The sequence below is a fragment of the Pseudomonas sp. PAMC 26793 genome (assembly GCF_000313235.1).
GTDB classification, from domain to species: domain Bacteria; phylum Pseudomonadota; class Gammaproteobacteria; order Pseudomonadales; family Pseudomonadaceae; genus Aquipseudomonas; species Aquipseudomonas yamanorum.
In genome coordinates this window covers 14,277-30,480 of sequence record NZ_AMXG01000041.1, presented here as the reverse complement: position 1 = coordinate 30,480, position 16,204 = coordinate 14,277, and the positions used below count along the sequence as shown (strand labels likewise).

Annotated in this window: 19 protein-coding genes; 14 read left to right on the top strand and 5 right to left on the bottom strand. The window is 61.2% G+C overall.

The features are described 5' to 3' along the window. The first annotated feature begins 119 nt into the window (after nucleotides 1-119). Nucleotides 120-1,133: a hypothetical protein gene (locus D109_RS0121900; RefSeq protein WP_152416395.1), complete on the top strand. Its 1,014-nt coding sequence runs from the start codon at nucleotides 120-122 to the stop codon at nucleotides 1,131-1,133. Nucleotides 1,134-1,267: 134 nt separating this feature from the next. On the opposite strand, the gene D109_RS0121895 is transcribed toward D109_RS0121900, so the two are convergent. Next, nucleotides 1,268-2,500, bottom strand: a complete 1,233-nt coding sequence (locus D109_RS0121895) for an MFS transporter (RefSeq protein WP_017478743.1) — start codon at nucleotides 2,498-2,500, stop codon at nucleotides 1,268-1,270. Nucleotides 2,501-2,600: 100 nt separating this feature from the next. On the opposite strand from D109_RS0121895, the gene D109_RS0121890 reads away from it, so the two are divergent. The 7 genes from D109_RS0121890 to D109_RS1000000133100 all read left to right on the top strand — a co-directional run bounded on the left by D109_RS0121890 (nucleotide 2,601) and on the right by D109_RS1000000133100 (nucleotide 7,167). Then, complete coding sequence (locus D109_RS0121890; RefSeq protein ID WP_017478742.1) at nucleotides 2,601-3,560, top strand: AraC family transcriptional regulator; 960 nt, start codon at nucleotides 2,601-2,603, stop codon at nucleotides 3,558-3,560. A 211-nt stretch (nucleotides 3,561-3,771) separates the two neighbouring features. After that, nucleotides 3,772-4,221 (top strand): MarR family winged helix-turn-helix transcriptional regulator, encoded by a 450-nt coding sequence (locus tag D109_RS0121885; RefSeq protein ID WP_003214523.1) that lies wholly within the window; start codon nucleotides 3,772-3,774, stop codon nucleotides 4,219-4,221. Between the two features lie 27 nt (nucleotides 4,222-4,248). Further along, nucleotides 4,249-4,812 (top strand): isochorismatase family protein, encoded by a 564-nt coding sequence (locus D109_RS0121880; RefSeq protein ID WP_017478741.1) that lies wholly within the window; start codon nucleotides 4,249-4,251, stop codon nucleotides 4,810-4,812. Continuing rightward, complete coding sequence (locus D109_RS0121875; protein WP_017478740.1) at nucleotides 4,809-5,144, top strand: hypothetical protein; 336 nt, start codon at nucleotides 4,809-4,811, stop codon at nucleotides 5,142-5,144. Before D109_RS0121880 ends, D109_RS0121875 begins: the two co-directional genes overlap by 4 nt. A gap of 5 nt (nucleotides 5,145-5,149) precedes the next feature. Further along, nucleotides 5,150-6,364: an MFS transporter gene (locus D109_RS0121870; RefSeq protein ID WP_017478739.1), complete on the top strand. Its 1,215-nt coding sequence runs from the start codon at nucleotides 5,150-5,152 to the stop codon at nucleotides 6,362-6,364. Nucleotides 6,365-6,611: 247 nt separating this feature from the next. Next, nucleotides 6,612-6,983 carry a hypothetical protein gene (locus D109_RS0121865; RefSeq protein WP_017478738.1) on the top strand — a complete coding sequence of 124 codons (372 nt, stop codon included), beginning with the start codon at nucleotides 6,612-6,614 and terminating at the stop codon, nucleotides 6,981-6,983. 4 nt (nucleotides 6,984-6,987) lie between these two features. After that, nucleotides 6,988-7,167 carry a DUF1289 domain-containing protein gene (locus D109_RS1000000133100; protein ID WP_003207939.1) on the top strand — a complete coding sequence of 60 codons (180 nt, stop codon included), beginning with the start codon at nucleotides 6,988-6,990 and terminating at the stop codon, nucleotides 7,165-7,167. A 19-nt stretch (nucleotides 7,168-7,186) separates the two neighbouring features. On the opposite strand, the gene D109_RS0121860 is transcribed toward D109_RS1000000133100, so the two are convergent. Then, nucleotides 7,187-8,059 carry a DNA/RNA non-specific endonuclease gene (locus tag D109_RS0121860; RefSeq protein WP_017478737.1) on the bottom strand — a complete coding sequence of 291 codons (873 nt, stop codon included), beginning with the start codon at nucleotides 8,057-8,059 and terminating at the stop codon, nucleotides 7,187-7,189. Between the two features lie 155 nt (nucleotides 8,060-8,214). Further along, nucleotides 8,215-8,934, bottom strand: coding sequence for a tRNA (adenine(22)-N(1))-methyltransferase TrmK (locus D109_RS0121855; RefSeq protein ID WP_017478736.1), 720 nt, complete (start codon nucleotides 8,932-8,934; stop codon nucleotides 8,215-8,217). Between the two features lie 94 nt (nucleotides 8,935-9,028). Between D109_RS0121855 and D109_RS0121850 the strand changes: the two genes are divergently transcribed. The 6 genes from D109_RS0121850 (at nucleotide 9,029) to D109_RS0121825 (ending at nucleotide 14,365) form a co-directional block, all read left to right on the top strand. Beyond that, the gene (locus D109_RS0121850; protein ID WP_017478735.1) at nucleotides 9,029-9,535 is read left to right on the top strand and encodes a GNAT family N-acetyltransferase; all 507 of its coding nucleotides are present in this window, start codon (nucleotides 9,029-9,031) and stop codon (nucleotides 9,533-9,535) included. An 86-nt stretch (nucleotides 9,536-9,621) separates the two neighbouring features. Then, nucleotides 9,622-10,512: a bestrophin family protein gene (locus D109_RS0121845; protein WP_017478734.1), complete on the top strand. Its 891-nt coding sequence runs from the start codon at nucleotides 9,622-9,624 to the stop codon at nucleotides 10,510-10,512. A gap of 127 nt (nucleotides 10,513-10,639) precedes the next feature. Next, nucleotides 10,640-12,142 carry a glycine betaine/L-proline transporter ProP gene (proP, locus tag D109_RS0121840; protein ID WP_017478733.1) on the top strand — a complete coding sequence of 501 codons (1,503 nt, stop codon included), beginning with the start codon at nucleotides 10,640-10,642 and terminating at the stop codon, nucleotides 12,140-12,142. Between the two features lie 123 nt (nucleotides 12,143-12,265). After that, nucleotides 12,266-12,694, top strand: a complete 429-nt coding sequence (locus D109_RS0121835; protein WP_017478732.1) for a DUF2231 domain-containing protein — start codon at nucleotides 12,266-12,268, stop codon at nucleotides 12,692-12,694. Next, nucleotides 12,691-13,983: a sorbosone dehydrogenase family protein gene (locus tag D109_RS0121830; RefSeq protein ID WP_017478731.1), complete on the top strand. Its 1,293-nt coding sequence runs from the start codon at nucleotides 12,691-12,693 to the stop codon at nucleotides 13,981-13,983. Before D109_RS0121835 ends, D109_RS0121830 begins: the two co-directional genes overlap by 4 nt. A gap of 82 nt (nucleotides 13,984-14,065) precedes the next feature. After that, the gene (locus tag D109_RS0121825) at nucleotides 14,066-14,365 is read left to right on the top strand and encodes a DUF3144 domain-containing protein (protein ID WP_017478730.1); all 300 of its coding nucleotides are present in this window, start codon (nucleotides 14,066-14,068) and stop codon (nucleotides 14,363-14,365) included. A 17-nt stretch (nucleotides 14,366-14,382) separates the two neighbouring features. Here D109_RS0121825 and D109_RS0121820 read toward each other — a convergent pair whose 3' ends face one another. Both D109_RS0121820 and D109_RS0121815 read right to left on the bottom strand, forming a co-directional pair. After that, entirely contained in the window at nucleotides 14,383-14,763 is a 381-nt protein-coding gene (locus tag D109_RS0121820; RefSeq protein WP_017478729.1) for a type 1 fimbrial protein, read from the bottom strand. A gap of 112 nt (nucleotides 14,764-14,875) precedes the next feature. Then, nucleotides 14,876-16,099 (bottom strand): MFS transporter, encoded by a 1,224-nt coding sequence (locus D109_RS0121815; RefSeq protein ID WP_017478728.1) that lies wholly within the window; start codon nucleotides 16,097-16,099, stop codon nucleotides 14,876-14,878. Nucleotides 16,100-16,204: the final 105 nt, after the last annotated feature.

The following is a 16,204-nucleotide window of genomic DNA, read 5'->3' as shown; positions in this document are numbered from 1 at the left end:
TGAAAAACCATGGCCCTGTGCCATCCTCCTTGCATTCACTCCAGGCAGGGACAGTCATGATACGAAGCCTCCGCGCGCCCGCACTCGCCATTTGCCTCGCGACCGTAAACGGTTGCGCGATGCTTTCTCCATATACTCCAGTTGCTGAACGATTCTGTAATTCTATACCACCGCCCAGAGATGGCTCCGGTCGTGCAGAGTCCTGCCATTTCAGCCAAACATTCGAAAAAAATGCGCAGAACACAGCGTACTTTTCTTCGACATCCACGATTGTTTTGGCTGGTGCTCTTGGATTGGGCGCATACAAATCCATCGTCGCCAGTAGCGGCCATCAATATGTCGCACTCGCGGCTGGTGGGGGGGCGCTGTACGGAACAGGCGTCGCTCTTTATAAGCCTACTCGTGAACAGGTTTGGATGGGGGGTTCCGCTGCACTGTCTTGCATCGACAACTTCTACAGCGACTTGGATCCTGCGGTTGGAGAATACTATTACAAAAAGCTAACGCCGGAACAGCGAGCAAAAATCAGCACAGAGTATTTGAGCATTATGTTCTTGGCGGAGATGTATGATGACCAATACAAAGCAAACGTTCAAAACTTGGCAAAGTCAATAAACCAGCTACTTAGCACTCTTCAGCCAACTACTGCACAGTCATACTCAACCGTTAAAACATCAATTAATGAATCGATTGCCGGCATTTCTAAATCCGATTTAACAACAAAGCTAGTTATCTCAGAGACTCAAGACGCTGAAAACAATAAAGCTGTTCTAGCGCTAGCCAATTGGATGGTTCGCGCCTTTGAGCGTCACACACAAATCAAAACCAACCACCTCAAGCCAGAGTGCTCTATATTTAGCTCAGACCTTGTCGTCGCTGAGTTCCCGCCCGATGGAAAACTTAAACTTAAGAAAGACGCCAAGCAGCAATACACTATTCTGGACGGATCCGGACTCCTCACAATCAAGAAATCACCCGACTCGACAAATGTCGTAGCCAAACTAGAGTCATCCAATAACATCCGGTCGTTTGTCATCGAGGGCAAAGCGATAACTACCGAACCTATTTTCGTCACACTCATCGATTCGAATTCGGGCGCCTCAAGGACGCTAGAGGTCACGGTAGAGCCATAGATTTTATCATTAGGTCAGACGCGTAGACCGTATCCAGAGTTCAGCTTTTGACCTGAGCTTCACCCCATCTCGAATCGCCCCCTCTTCGGACGACTGAAGGTCGTACGCTGATTCGTACGCCATGTAACGCCTTTTCAAAGATGAAACGCCGGCCCCGCCTCTGCACCTTGTGGAGGCGCTTCTACCTTCACCTTCAGCGCAATCAACAGTGCCGCCAGCAGCATCAAGATACCTGCCGCGACAAAGACCCCGTCGATACCACTGAAACTGAACATCGCGCCGCCTGCCGCCGCCCCGGCGGCAATCGCCGATTGCACCGAAGCCACCACCATGCCGCCGGCGCTTTCGGCCTGGTCAGGCACTGCCCGCGCCACCCAGTTCGACCAGGCCACCGGCACGCCGCCAAACGCCAGGCCCCAGAGCATCAACAGCCACACCTGGCCCGTCACGGTCGCCGGCAACAGCGCCAGGGCGAGTGCTGCCACGCCGACCAGGGCCGGCATCAGCACCAGGGTTCCCCGTGGCAGACGCACCAGCAGCCAACCGGCCAGTAGCGTGCCGGCGAAGTTTGCAACGCCGAAGCCCAGCAACATCAGCGCCAGCCCTTCGGCGCCGACACCAGTGGTGCTTTCCAGGAATGGCCGGATGTAGGTGAACAACGCAAAGTGCCCGGTATGCACCAGCACACATCCCAACATGCCCACGGCAATGCCCGGACGCAGCAGCACCTCAAGCACGGTTTTCAAGCGTGCCGTCCGGCGGGGTGCAAGTGGCGGCAGGGTGAATAGCTGGAACACCAGGGTCACGCCGCCCACTGCGGCGGCTGCGAGAAACGCGCTGCGCCAGCCGTACAGCCCGCCCAAAAAACTGCCCAGCGGTACCGCCACGACAGTGCCCACCGCGATGCCGCTGAAGATGATCGACAAGGCACGCGGCAGCAATGCCGCCGGTACCAGCCGCATCGCCACCGCCGCCGCCATGCTCCAGAAGCCCCCCAGTGCGATGCCCAGCAGGACGCGCATAAGCAGCAACACCGTGAGGCTCGACGAGACCGCCACCAGCAGGTTGGAACAGATCATCAGTGCGCTGAAGCACAGCAACACCACGCGGCGGTCGATCCCGCGGGTCAGGCCCGGTACCAGCAACCCTGCGAACAACGCGACCACCGCCGTGACCGTCACCGCCTGCCCTGCCAAGGCTTCCGATACGCCAAGCTCGACCGCCATCGGCGTCAGCAGGCTGGCCGGCAGGTACTCCGCCGTCAGCAATCCGAACACGCCCATCGCCAACGAAAACACCGCCATCCAGGCCGGCGTCGCGGGCGCCACATCTGCACCGGTTACGGCGCCACACACACAACTGCTCATCAGGGTCATCCTTCAAAAGTGATCGCGACCGGCAGTCTAGGTGCGACGATCAGGATGATCTATGATGCAAAATCTCGAATCCTTTACCTAAACCCCGAAAATGATGCCCACCGACCCGTTCGACCAGTCCTCTGACCTCATCAACGAGCTGCTGCGCGGCATGCGCCTGCGGGGTGTCGACTACCGGCGCATCCAGGCCGGGCCGGCGTTTGGCCTGGGCTTTGCGGCCAAACCCGGGCATGCGTACTTCCACCTTGTCGCCGCTGGCGGCGTCACCCTGCGTACCGAGGACGGCACCCTGTACGAACTGACGCCAGGCAACGCCGTGTTCATCTCCCACGGGGGCGCCCATCAGTTGCTCTCCAGCCCGGAGGTGCCGGTGCAGGACATCGACAGCTTCAACGCGGCAGCCCTCGGCGATGCGGTGTGTGCCGTGGATGCCCGGGCCGACGTGGGCGTGACGCAAAGCGCCCTGCTCTTCAGCGGCTGCATGGAGTTTGAACTCGGGAGTTTGCACGGCCTTGGCCGCCTGATGCCGGACCTGATGCTGATCGACGCCAAGGGCCAACGTTATCCGGGGCTGATGCCGATCCTGGCGGCCATGGAGCGTGAAGTCAGCAGCGCCCGCATTGGCTTCGCCGGCATTCTGGCGCGCCTGGCGGACGTGGTGGCGGCCATGGTTGTTCGGGGCTGGGTCGAGTGTGCCTGCGGGAATGCGTCCGGCCTGGTGGCCGCGCTACGCGACCCGCGCCTGGCCAAGGCCCTGCTGGCGTTGCACCAGCAGCCCGGGCGCGATTGGACGGTGGAGGAGTTGGCAGCGCAATGTCACACCTCACGCTCGGTGTTCGCCCAGCACTTTCAAACCACCATCGGCACGCCACCGCTGCGCTACGCCACCGAACTGCGGATGCGCCTGGCCAGCCAGTGGCTGACGCTGGAGCGGCTGCCGATCGAAACCGTGGCACAGCGCCTTGGCTATAACTCACAGGCCGCGTTCAGCCGGGCGTTCAAGCGCGTTACCGGGCAGCCGCCGGGTGCCAGCCGGCGACAGTCGATCTAAGGGAGGCGCTGGTGTCAGGATCTGAAAGGCCAGGCTGGCCACTGTAAAGGCCGAAATTCGCAAGCTCACGGGCGAGACATCCGATGAATACCCTAAGGCAAAACTGGGGTAGCCATTTTGTCGGAGCGTTGCGGTTAGGACCGAGTTTTATGACAAAAAATTCATACAGCTAAACTGTACAGTTTTTCTGCACGCATGCTAACGTCCGAGCATGAACAAACCTTCCATCACCTCCGAAACCCAATCCGCCGCCCTGGCCGCCGAGCTGCGCATCTCCCTGGGCAAGCTGATACGTCGGCTGCGGGAACAAACCCACCCGAACGATTTCACCTCGGCCCAGAAGTCGGTGCTGCTGCGCCTGGACCGAGACGGGCCCAGCACCGTCTCGGCCCTGGCCCGGGCGGAGAGCGTGCGGCCGCAGTCCATGCGCATCACCGTGGCCGGGCTGGAAACGATGAAAGCGATCAGGGGCAAACCCGACCCCAGCGATGGGCGCCAAACCCTGATCGAGCTGACTCCCGGCTTTCGTAAACACCTGATCGCCAGCCGGGCAGCCAAGGACGATTGGCTGCTGCGGGCGCTGCAGGAGCAACTGTCTGCCGAAGAACAAGCTGAACTCGCGGCAGCGGTAAAGCTGCTGGAGCGCCTCGCTGATTTCTGAACCGTTCTACCCGTTCGAGGACATTCCATGGCCGTCACCTTGCTGGATCCCAACACCGCGCTGATCATCGTGGACTTGCAGAAAGGCATCGCCGAATACCCGTTCATTCACCCCATCGGCGGTGTGGTGGAACGCTCCCGTGCGCTGCTCAACGCGTTCCGTGAACGCGGGATGCCGGTGGTGCTGGTCAACGTCACAGGCTTCGCCCCCGGGCGCACCGAGCGGCCACGGCGCAGTGATGTATTTCCACCAGGATGGGCCGACCTGCTGCCTGAACTCGACCAGCAACCCGGCGATATTGTGGTAACCAAACGCACCTGGGGCGCCTTCGCCAGCACCGATCTTGAGGCGCAGTTGAAGGCGCTCGGTGTCACCCAGGTGGTGATCACCGGGGTTGCCACCGGGACCGGCGTGGAGTCCACCGCGCGCCAGGCCTACGAGGCCGGCTTCAACGTGACCCTGGCCATCGACGCCATGACCGACGCGAACGCCGAGGCCCATCACTACAGCCTGAACCAGGTATTCCCGAAGCTCGGGGAAACCGGCACGGCACACGACATCATCGGTTTGCTTGAAACACGAGGTGCATGACGATGCAATGGCATGAGTGGGTGTCTTATTTCTTCGGCGGTGTGTTTCTAGCCAACGCGCTGCCCCATTGCGTCAGTGGCTTGATGGGGCAGTCTTTCCAGACGCCGTTTGCCAAGCCGCGCGGCCAGGGGCGGTCTTCCTCGACGCTGAATGTGCTCTGGGGTTTTCTCAACCTGGTGCTCGGCTACGTGCTGGTCTGCCGGGTCGGGGACTTCGACCTCAAAAGCACCGCTGATGTGCTCGCCCTCGGGCTCGGGGCCTTGGCGCTGAGTGTTTTCCTGGCGCAGCATTTCGGGCGCTTCAATGGTGGTAATCCCTCAAGGCCGGTGTGAGTTCGATGGGCATTTTCCGCTCGCTGCGCAGCGTCAACTACCGCATCTGGGCCGCCGGCGCCCTGGTGTCGAATATCGGCACCTGGATGCAACGCACCGCCCAGGATTGGCTGGTACTGACCCAACTCACCCCGCACAACGCTTCGGCCGTCGGCATCGTCATGGCGTTGCAGTTCGGGCCGCAATTGCTGTTGCTGCCCTGGACCGGCTTCGCCGCCGACCACTACGACAAGCGCAAGCTGCTGATCGTTACCCAGGGCGTGATGGGTGTGCTGGCGCTGATGCTGGGGGTGTTTACCCTGACCGGCATCGTGCAGCTGTGGCACGTGTATGTGTTCGCGTTTTTGTCCGGCTGTGCCTCGGCGTTCGATGCGCCGGTGCGGCAGATATTCGTGGCGGAGCTGGTGGGCGAAGCGGACCTGTCCAACGCTATCGCGCTCAACTCCACTTCGTTCAACATGGCCCGCATGATCGGCCCGGCGGTGGCCGGCGTGACCATCGCGTCGGTGGGCACCGGTTGGGCCTTCCTGCTCAATGGCGCGAGCTTTTTCGCGGTGCTGGCGTCGCTGTTTCTGCTGCGGGTTTCCGGGCTGCACACCCGCCTGCGGGCGCTGCGCACCAAGGGCAGCCTCACCGAAGGCTTGCGCTATGTGTGGGCGCGGCCGGACCTGATGGCGATTCTGATCATGCTGTTTTTGATCGGCACCTTCGGCATGAATTTTCCGATCTTTATCTCGACCATGGCCGTCACCGTGTTCCACTCCGATGCCCGTGGGTATGGCTTGCTGACGTCGACCCTGGCCATCGGCACCATCGCCGGGGCCCTGATCGCCGCCGGTCGTGAGCGGCCGCACTTCAAGTCGCTGCTGTACGGCGCGCTGGTGTTCGGGGTGGGTTGCACCCTGGCGGCGATTGCCCCGAATTACTGGCTGTTCGCCGGGGCGCTGGTGATTATCGGCGTAGGCGCCCTGACCTTCAGCAACACCACCAACAGCCTGATGCAACTCACCACCGATCCTGCCATGCGCGGCCGGGTGATCGCCCTGCGAGTGGGCGTGGCCCTTGGCGGCACACCGATTGGAGCACCGATAGTGGGTTGGGTGGCCGACCACCTGGGCCCACGCTGGGCACTGGCGGTCGGCGCCGCCTCGGGCATCCTGGCCGCCGGAGTGGCGGTGTACACCATGACGCGCAAGCTGGATCGGCCCAAAACTATCTGATGGGCAACACAGCTCCCACAGTTGATCTTCGCAGGCTTGCACAGCTGATCGTTCCCACGCTCTGCGTGGGAATACATCCTGTGACGCTCCGCGTCACCATTGCACAGGACTTGAACCTTGCATCGTCAGCTGGACGCAGAGCGTCCGAGGCGGCATTCTCACGCAGAGCGTGGGAACGATCACCTCGACAGCTCCCTCAGTTGATCTCTCGCGTATCATCACCCTCCTCGCTCCTCAAGGAATCCCCATGTCTTCAACCAAACGCGACAGCGCACGCATCGAGCGTCGCCTGGTCGCGACCCTGACCGAAGCCTGTGAAATCGCCAAGGCGGAAATCACCGGCTTCGACTGGCTGTCCCACGAAGTCGACTACCAGGCCTTTGCACAAAGCCTGGTGGTCATCTGGGTCTTTGATACCCGGGCGAACAGGGAACTGGCCCTTGCAACCGGACTGGACCTGCGGATGCGCGAGCTGACAGCCACGGCGTTGGAAGACGCCGGCGTGGACCGCCCCTCTTCGGACCGCTACGTGCGCTTCGACTCCGAGGAAGAATGCCGCCTCCAGCATGGCGGCGATTGGCGTCTGCGCCTGGCGAAACGGTATGCCGTGAAGGGGTGATGCCTTGGCTAAGGATATCGAGAATCCATGTGTCTCAACCTGCCAGCTCAGTGGTGAGCTGTGCGTCAGTTGTGGACGCACCAAGGACGACATTCGCAAATGGAAAAAGATGAAGCGGCCAGAGAAGATGGCCGCTGTGCAGCGCGCAACGTTGCGTTTGAAGACGTTGAAAAAGGGCAAGTAACGCCAACCGCTTCAAGCCATCAACTACGCCCGACTGACCCCGTCACCGGCAAATTCCCCAGCAACTTGAGCCCGGTAGTCTTCACAAACGTGTCGTAATCCATCGGCTTCTGGATACGGGTTTCAGCGTTGGGCAGTACATACGCCCAGGCGCGCTTGGACGATACATCGTAGACCAGCTTGAACAGGCGGGTCGGCACCCAGACCTTGTTGTCGCCAATGGTGCTGTAGCCCGGGTCAAACAACGGGCCGGTGAACACGTACACATTGCCGTCGGCGCGCTTGGCAAACTTGCGCACGTCTGCCTCGACCTTGCTCCAGATTTTGCGGTTGTTGGTCGGGTCCTGGGGCACCATGTTCGACAGTGCGAAGGATTGGGCCATGGCGTTGGTGCTCGGCGCATCGGCGGCCGGGGATTGATGGCCACGGTCCACGGCCGGGTGTTGGCCACGGTAGTCGCTCAACTCGGCGCGCGCGCCCTTGGGAATGCGCGGGTCGGGGTAGAACTGGTTGGTGCGTTCTTCGCCTTTGGCGTCCTGCAACTGGCGGGCATTCAGGCGTTCGACCACTACCAGCGGGGTCTTGCTGGTTTGCGAGTACAGCACCGCAAAATTATCCGAGCACAGCGCCAGGGGTTTCAGGGTGGCCGGCACCGTGGCCGTGTTGATCGGTTGCGCAGCCGGGAACAGGTCGGCGCAGCCGTCGAACGAGGCCTGTTTCTGTTTGTTTGAATACAGAGCCAGGGCGGCACCCTGGCTGATGGAACCCGAGCGGGAGGTGTGTTGCTGATGCTCGGCAGGCAGCTTGATGAGGTCCAGCAGACCACGAGCTTCTGCCCCGGTGGAGAGCAAAACAAGGGCCGACAGCCCAACTGCAATTTTGCGTAGGTGCATGGGTTAAATCTTCAAATGGGTGAGAGGAAAAACGTAAGGCGAGGCGCGATTTACAGGGTCGGATGGAGGCAGTGGCTGATCACTTTGCGGCGAGCATTCTGTCATTGTCCTTGATCAAAAATACCAATGCGGAGCCGGCCGGCTCCGTGCGGGGCTTATGGACCATCACTATTCACATTAGTGCTGAGCAGCTCGGTAATCCACCGCGCCTGCTGGGCAACCTCTCGCACCTTGTCCTCGGGCACCGCCTGCCGCGCCTGGGCAAAGTCGCTGAGGGTCTGCTGTTTGTGGCGCAGGATGCGCTGCCACTTGAGCAGGAATTCCGGACGGCGCGCCTGCATTTGCAGCGGGCCGAAGTACAGCTCTTCAGCGGTGTAGCTCACAGGCTCCGCGCGCTCGGCCACGATGATTTCGTAGAAGAAGCGATTTTCCCGCAGCAGCTCTTCGCACACGAGGCGGTAGCCGTTTTCCATCAGCCATTGGCGCAACGGTTGCTCGCCGCCGTTGGGTTGCAGCACCAGGCGCTCCTGGCCGTTGAGGCGTGCCTTGTCGCTGTCGAGGATGTCGCGGATGGTCTCGCCGCCCATGCCGCAGATGCTGATCGCGGTGATCGCGTCTGCCGGCTCGATCGCCGCCAGGCCACTGGCCAGGCGTACGGTGATGTGCTGCTCCAGCTCGTTCTCGCGCACCGTGCGCTCGGCTGCGCGAAAGGGAGTCAAGGCCACCTCGCCCGCCACCGCCGCCGAGATGGCGCCGCGACGCATCAACGCCACCGGCAGGTAGCCGTGATCAGAGCCGATATCCGCCAGGCGCGCCCCGGCGTGTATATGGGCCGCCACGCGCTCCAGGCGCATGGACAATGTGTGTTCGTTCAACTGCCGTTCCTTTTTGCCGCGAATGAGCTGGTCGGTTCAGGATAACTGATGGGGTATGCTTGCTCACCGCACAATTGCCAGGAAGAGGTGAGCAATGACGTCATTTCGCGTTCGCGAGCTGAGCAGTACGGACACTGAAGCATTGCTGGCCTTCGAAACCCGTAACCGTGAGTGGTTCGAGTCGCACATTGAGGCGCGCGACCCTTCGTTTTACTCAATGCAGGGCGTCGCCGAGCATATTGACGGCTACTTATCTGGCCTTGCCACCGGCGCCTGGCACCCGTTCGTGATCGAAGACGCCTGCGGCGAAATCGTCGGTCGCGCCAACCTGAAAAGCATCGATACACCGAAGGGCTCTGCCGAAGTCGGTTACCGCGTGGGCGAGCGCTCGTGCGGGCAAGGGCTGGCAACCCTGGCGCTGAAGCATCTGATCCACGAGGCACAGGCGCGTTGGGCACTCAAGCAACTGGTGGCCTACGTGTACCCGGAGAATGTGGGCTCACAAAAAGTCCTGACCCGCTGCGGTTTCGTGCCTGAACAGCCCGCACCGGACGGCATGCCCCACAGCGAAAACCGCTTCGTCCTGTCGCTTCAGGCCTGAACACGCAGCGCCCCGGCGAACCTTTACCCGGTAAACACCGTCCGAGCTAGGGCATTGATGCTTACCGCTCGCCGCGAGGTTTCCGTTTGAAAGCTGCCATCATCAAAAAATACCGCCTGATCATCAAGACCATGGGCTATGTGGGCTGGGCGCTGTTCTGGCTGTTGCTCTGGGATATCGCCGTCACCGTGGACTTCATGCTGTTCCTCAACAGCAAGATCAACCTGCCGCTGATGCCACTGACGTTGCTCGGCTCGGCGCTGGTGGTGTTGATCAGTTTCCGCAACAGCAGCGCCTATAACCGCTGGTGGGAAGCACGCACGTTATGGGGCGCGATGGTCAACAATTCCCGCAGCTTTGCGCGGCAAGTACTGACGCTGCTGGATGACCCGGACAATGAGGTCAACCCGATAAAGTCGACCTTGCTGCGCCGTCACGTGGCGTATGTGAACTGCCTGGCGGCGCACTTGCGAGGCCAGCCTTGCCCGGAGGAAATCCGCGCATTCCTGCCCGCCGACGAATTCGCCCGCAGCACCAGTACCAATAACTTTTCCAACGACATCCTCAACGGCTCCGCAGCCCTGCTGGCCCAGGAATACAAGGCCGGGCGCCTGGACAGCATTCGCCTGGCGCGGCTGGAGTCGACCCTGGTGGATTTGTCCAACAGCCAGGGCGGCATGGAGCGCATCGCCAACACGCCACTGCCCTACCCTTACGTGTATTTCCCGCGCCTGTTTATCTCGGTGTTCTGCCTGATCGTGCCGGTAGGCCTGGTGGAATCCCTGGGCTGGTTCACCCCGCTGGCCTCCACGGTGGTGGGCTTTATGTTGCTGGCCATCGAGCGCATCGGCACCGATTTGCAAAGCCCGTTTCGCGACAGCGAGCATCAGATTCAGATGGAGGCTCTCTGCGAAACCATCGAGAAAAACCTGCAATCGATGCAGCGTGACTCACTGGGGGGCGAGCGGATCCGTTGAGCCTTGCCGGGCCATTAACAAAAAAATCCAGCCAACGGTGAATTATTCAGTGTCCGCATGTATCTGACCAAAGAGCACGTGCCATTAAAACAATGGCAATGAAATGGACCAGGGCTGAGTAATTCCCATGAAATCACGCAAGAAAACCGTCAATCCGATTGGATTGGATGACATCACCATCGTCGACGACGCCAAGATGCGCAAGGCGATCACCGCCGCAGCACTGGGCAACGCCATGGAATGGTTCGACTTCGGGGTGTATGGCTTTGTCGCCTATGTACTCGGCAAGGTGTTCTTCCCCGAGGCGTCCCCCAGCGTACAGATGATCGCCGCCCTGGCGACCTTCTCGGTGCCGTTCCTGATTCGCCCGCTGGGCGGCCTGTTCTTCGGCCGACTGGGGGACAAGTACGGCAGGCAAAAGGTCCTGGCAGCGACCATCGTGATCATGTCCCTGAGCACCTTCGCCATCGGGCTGATCCCCTCCTATGACTCGATCGGCATCTGGGCGCCCATCCTGTTGCTGCTGGCCAAGATGGCCCAGGGCTTCTCGGTGGGCGGTGAATACACCGGCGCGTCGATCTTCGTCGCCGAATACGCCCCCGACCGCAAGCGCGGCTTCCTCGGCAGCTGGCTGGACTTTGGCTCCATCGCCGGCTTTGTCCTCGGCGCCGGTGTCGTGGTGTTGATTTCGGCGGTGATCGGCGAAGAGGCGTTCCAGTCCTGGGGCTGGCGCCTGCCGTTCTTCCTCGCGCTGCCATTGGGCATGATCGGGCTGTACTTACGCCATGCCCTGGAAGAAACACCCGCCTTCCAACAGCATGTGGAACAACTCGAACAAGGCGATCGCGAAGGCCTGGCAGGCGGCCCGAAAGTCTCGTTCAAGGAAGTCGCCACCAAGCACTGGCGCAGCCTGATGACCTGCGTCGGCGTGGTGGTGGTGACCAACGTCACCTACTACATGCTGCTCACCTACATGCCGAGCTACCTGTCCCACAACCTGCACTACAGCGAAAACCACGGCGTGTTGATCATCATCGCGATCATGGTCGGCATGTTGTTCGTGCAACCGCTGATTGGCTTTGTCAGTGACAAGATCGGGCGTAAACCCTTCATTCTCGTCGGCAGCATTGCCCTGTTCTTCCTCGCCATTCCGGCGTTCATGCTGATCAACAGCGGCAAGCTCGGGCTGATTTTCTCCGGGCTGCTGATCATTGCGGTGGTGCTCAACTTCTTTATCGGCGTAATGGCGTCTACCCTGCCGGCGATGTTCCCTACCCACATCCGCTACAGCGCGTTGGCCAGCGCCTTCAACATCTCGATCCTGGTGGCCGGCCTCACGCCGACCGCCATGGCCTGGCTGGTGGAGACCACCAACAACCTGTACATGCCGGCCTACTACCTGATGGTGTTCGCGGTGCTGGGGCTTTTCACCGCCCTGACCATGAAAGAAACCGCCAACAAACCCCTGCGCGGCGCGGCACCAGCAGCTTCGGATATCGAAGAAGCGAAGGAGCTGCTGCAGGAGCACGAAGACAATATCGAGCAGAAGATCGAAGACATCGACGCACAAATCGCCGAGCTGGAAGCCAAGCGCGAAAACCTGGTGCAGCAGCACCCACGCATCAACTGACGCAACATATTTGGAAACGAATACAGGGTGAACTAACGCGCAAGCAGCAGGCTCCTTCCTTAATCGCAGTCAGCGCGGCCCTGATGACCCTCATCAGGGCCGCTCAACGATAAGGAGCCGCCCGTGACCGTCACCACCGCCCTCACCTACCGCTGCACGCCTGGCCCGCTTCACGCGACCTTGCTGGCCGGTACCGTCCCGCTGTTTCTCGGCGCCCTGCTGAGTGACATTGCCTACTACCAGACCTACCAGATCCAATGGAGCAACTTCGCCGCCTGGCTGATCGCCGGTGGCCTGGTGTTCTGTGGGCTGGCGTGGCTGTTTGCGCTGGCCAACCTGCTGCGTGCCGAGCCCAAGGCCGGACGCCCCACGGTGTACTTCCTGCTGTTGCTGGTGACCTGGGCGCTGGGCCTGGTGAATGCCTTTGAGCATGCGAAGGATGCCTGGGCCGTAATGCCTTCGGGCCTGGTGCTGTCTGCCGTCGTGACCCTGCTGGCCTGCGTGACCACATGGGTCGGGCTGACCAACCTGCGCTCGGGAGGTGCCCAATGAAGCCTTCCAGCACGCTGACCGTTTTAAGCATGGCGATGTTGTTGAGCGCCTGCGGTGGCGAAGCCGACAGCACTCAGGCTCGCGGCCCCGACCCCAAGCTGCCGGAACCCCAACGCGGCCTGTTGCCCAGCATGAAGATCGCCAAACCAGTGGCCTGGGGCGAGCAGAAACCCACCGTGCCCGAGGGTTTCAGCATCACGGCCATCGCCACCGACCTGCGGATTCCGCGCCAGACCCTGGTGCTGCCCAACGGCGACATTCTCGTCGCCGAAGGCCGGGGCGGCAGCGCGGCGAAGCTCAAGCCCAAGGACGTGATCGCCAGCGTCATCAAGGCCGAGGGCAACACCAAGGTCAAGGGCGGCAATCGCCTGACCCTGCTGCGGGATGCCGACGGTGACGGCACCTACGAGTTGAAAACCGTGTTCGCCGACAACCTCAACGCGCCCTACGGTTTGGCGTTCGCCGACGGCAAGCTGTACGTGGCGAACCAGGATGCGCTGGTGCGCTTCGACTACGAAGACGGCCAGACCAAGGCCGGTGGCCCGCCTACCACCGTCACCGAGCTGCCCGCCGCGATCAATCACCACTGGACCAAATCCCTGGCGATCAGCCCCGATGGCCGCTCGCTGTATGTGGGCATCGGGTCCAACAGCAACATCACCGAACGCGGCATGGAGGTCGAGATCGACCGGGCGATGGTCTGGCAGATCGACGCCGCCACCGGTGCCCACAAGCCTTATGCAACCGGCTTGCGCAACCCGACGGCATTGACCATTCAACCGGGCTCCGGGCAGGTGTGGGCGGTGGTCAACGAACGGGATGAACTGGGGCCGGACCTGGTGCCGGATTACCTGACCTCGGTGCGCGAAGGCGAGTTCTACGGCTGGCCCTACAGCTATTGGGGCCAGAACGTCGACACCCGCGCCCAACCGCAGAACCCGGCCAAGGTCGCCGCCGCGATCAAGCCGGATTACAGCCTGGGTTCCCACGTCGCCGCGCTGGGCGTCGATTTTTCCATCCCGGCCATGGGCGAGAAATATGCCGACGGCGTCTTCGTCGGCGAGCACGGCAGTTGGAACCGGGACAATCCGGTGGGCTACAAGGTGATCTTCGTGCCGTTCAGCAATGGCCGGCCTGCCGGTGAGCCGCTGGACTTCGCCACGGGTTTCCGCGGGGACGATGGCAAGACTCGCGGGCGGCCGGTGGGGGTCACGGTTGACCCGAAGGGTGCGCTGATCATTGCCGATGACCTGGCCAACACGGTGTGGCGGGTGACGCGCAATAAATAAGGCCTGAAGCGGTCAACGTGGTTGCCTTCCTGTGGAGCGCGGCGGTACCTTCGCCGCACTCACGAACAGGAAGGTAACCGCAATGCCAGACACCACCGACAACGGCTTCTATGATCGCGCGGACGCGCACATCGAGCTGTCCAACGAGCAGTTCAGGGCGTTCGCCGACCTGGGCAAAGTCAGCGCCTCGATGATGTTCGGCACCACACGCTTCAATGCCTGGGTCAGCGCACGCAGCTTTAAATCCGGCGAAGAAATGGCCCAGGCGCGTGAGGCGATGCTGAAGTATTTCTGTGATCAGTACCGGATGATGCTTGAGGATAATCTTGATGATCACATCAACAATTTCAGCAAGTACATGCTGATCAAGGCACCTGAATAAGCCGGTTTTTTTTCCGCTTAAGGGGAGGTCAATGTCACCAGATACTTTCCTGAATTCACAGGCTTCCCTTGCCCATCCACCAATGTGTATTGCTGCTGGTAATAAGGCCCCGACCGCCCGCTGTCGGCGACCAGTTTCACGCTGACGGCGCTGTGATCAAGGGCGGTGACCGAGCTCACAGGTTCCACGTTACGGACGCTGATGGCGCTGCCGCGTGCCAGGCTCGGACAATTGCTGAGTTTTAATCCGTCGGCCATGGTCAGCGGCGTGCAAGACGTCTCGACAATGCTGCCGTGAAAGTTAATGACTCCCTGCCCCACCGGGCTCGCGGCCATGCAGGCACCGGACAGGCTGAACAACAGGCCAACATGGATTGCAGACATTCTCTTGATGCGCATGCCGATACTCCCGGGGGTGATAAAGCCTATGCCCCGGGATATCGGCCGAGCAGCAGGTTATTTTAAGATTTGTCTGATGTTAGAAGCGGTTTTTCCAAAGACTTTGGAAATATCAGTGCCCGCCAACCACAGGTTTACCGTGGGCCCGGTGTCCCGGCTTGAAGCCATGGAATCGTGCACACCACACAATCGCGAAGCCCACCGCCAGCAACACCAACATTGCCCATGGGAAAGACGCCACGCCCCAGGTATCCAGCAACACTCCGCCCACCACGCCGCTTCCGGCAATCGCGCTGTTCCAGGCCACCACATTCAGCGACAGCGCCACGTCCGCACCATCCCCGGCAGCATCCGCCAATGCCGTTTGCAGCAACGTCGCCGCGCCGCCAAAACTCAAGCCCCACACCGTCACACCGAGGTAAATAACGCCCGGCACCTGCGCCAGAAAACCAAACACCAAACACGTCGCCGCAAAGCCCGCCAGGCTGACCAGCACCGTCTTGCGCAAAGCCCCATCCACCAACCGGGCGGTTACCCAAATCCCGAGCAGCGCCGCTATACCAAACACCAATAACACCAGGTCCACACGATCCACCAAGCCCGCCGGGGCCACGAAGGGTGCGATGTAGGTATAGAGAATGTTGTGGGCGAGCATCCATGAGATCACCACCGCCAGCACTGGCCGTACGCCCGGCGTGGTCAGCACCTTGCGCAACGGCATGCGCTGATGGGCCGACTGGCCGGGATAATCCGGCACTTTCACCAGCACCCAGACAATCAACACCAGGGTCAGCGCCGACATGATCCCGAACGTGGTGCGCCAGCCCACCAGCCCACCCAGCCAGGTGCCCAGCGGTACGCCGAGTGACAGGGCAATCGGCGTTCCTACCATGGCCAGCGCCAACGCCTTGCCCTGTTGATGTGGCTCAACCATGCGCCGCGCATAGCCGGCCAACAAACTCCAGGCCAGCCCCGCCGCCATCCCGGCAAGGAACCGCGCCAGCAGTGTCAGCCCGTAGTGGGACGACAGCGCCGTGATGGAATTGAACAGCAGAAAACCGAGGATGGTCAGCAGCAGCACATTGCGTCTACGCCAACCGCGAGTCGCGATGGTCAGCGGGATCACCGCCAGCACCGAGCCCAGCGCATACGCGGTGACCATCTGGCCGGCCATGGACGCTGAAATTCCCAGGCCGTCGCTGATCAGCGGCAACAGGCCCGCCGGCAGGGTTTCGGTGACGATGCAGATAAAACCGGTCATGGCCAGGGCGAGCAAGGCGCCGATGGGCAAGCGGTCGGGAGCGGCGTCTGCCGATAAGGTGGTTGAGGGGGTCACAGGGAAACTCCTTGAGTGAGAGGACTTAAATATCGATCGATATAAATGTTGGGCGCGCCAACCGGCGTTGTCAACGACTTATGTATCGACTAGTATTTATCTCAT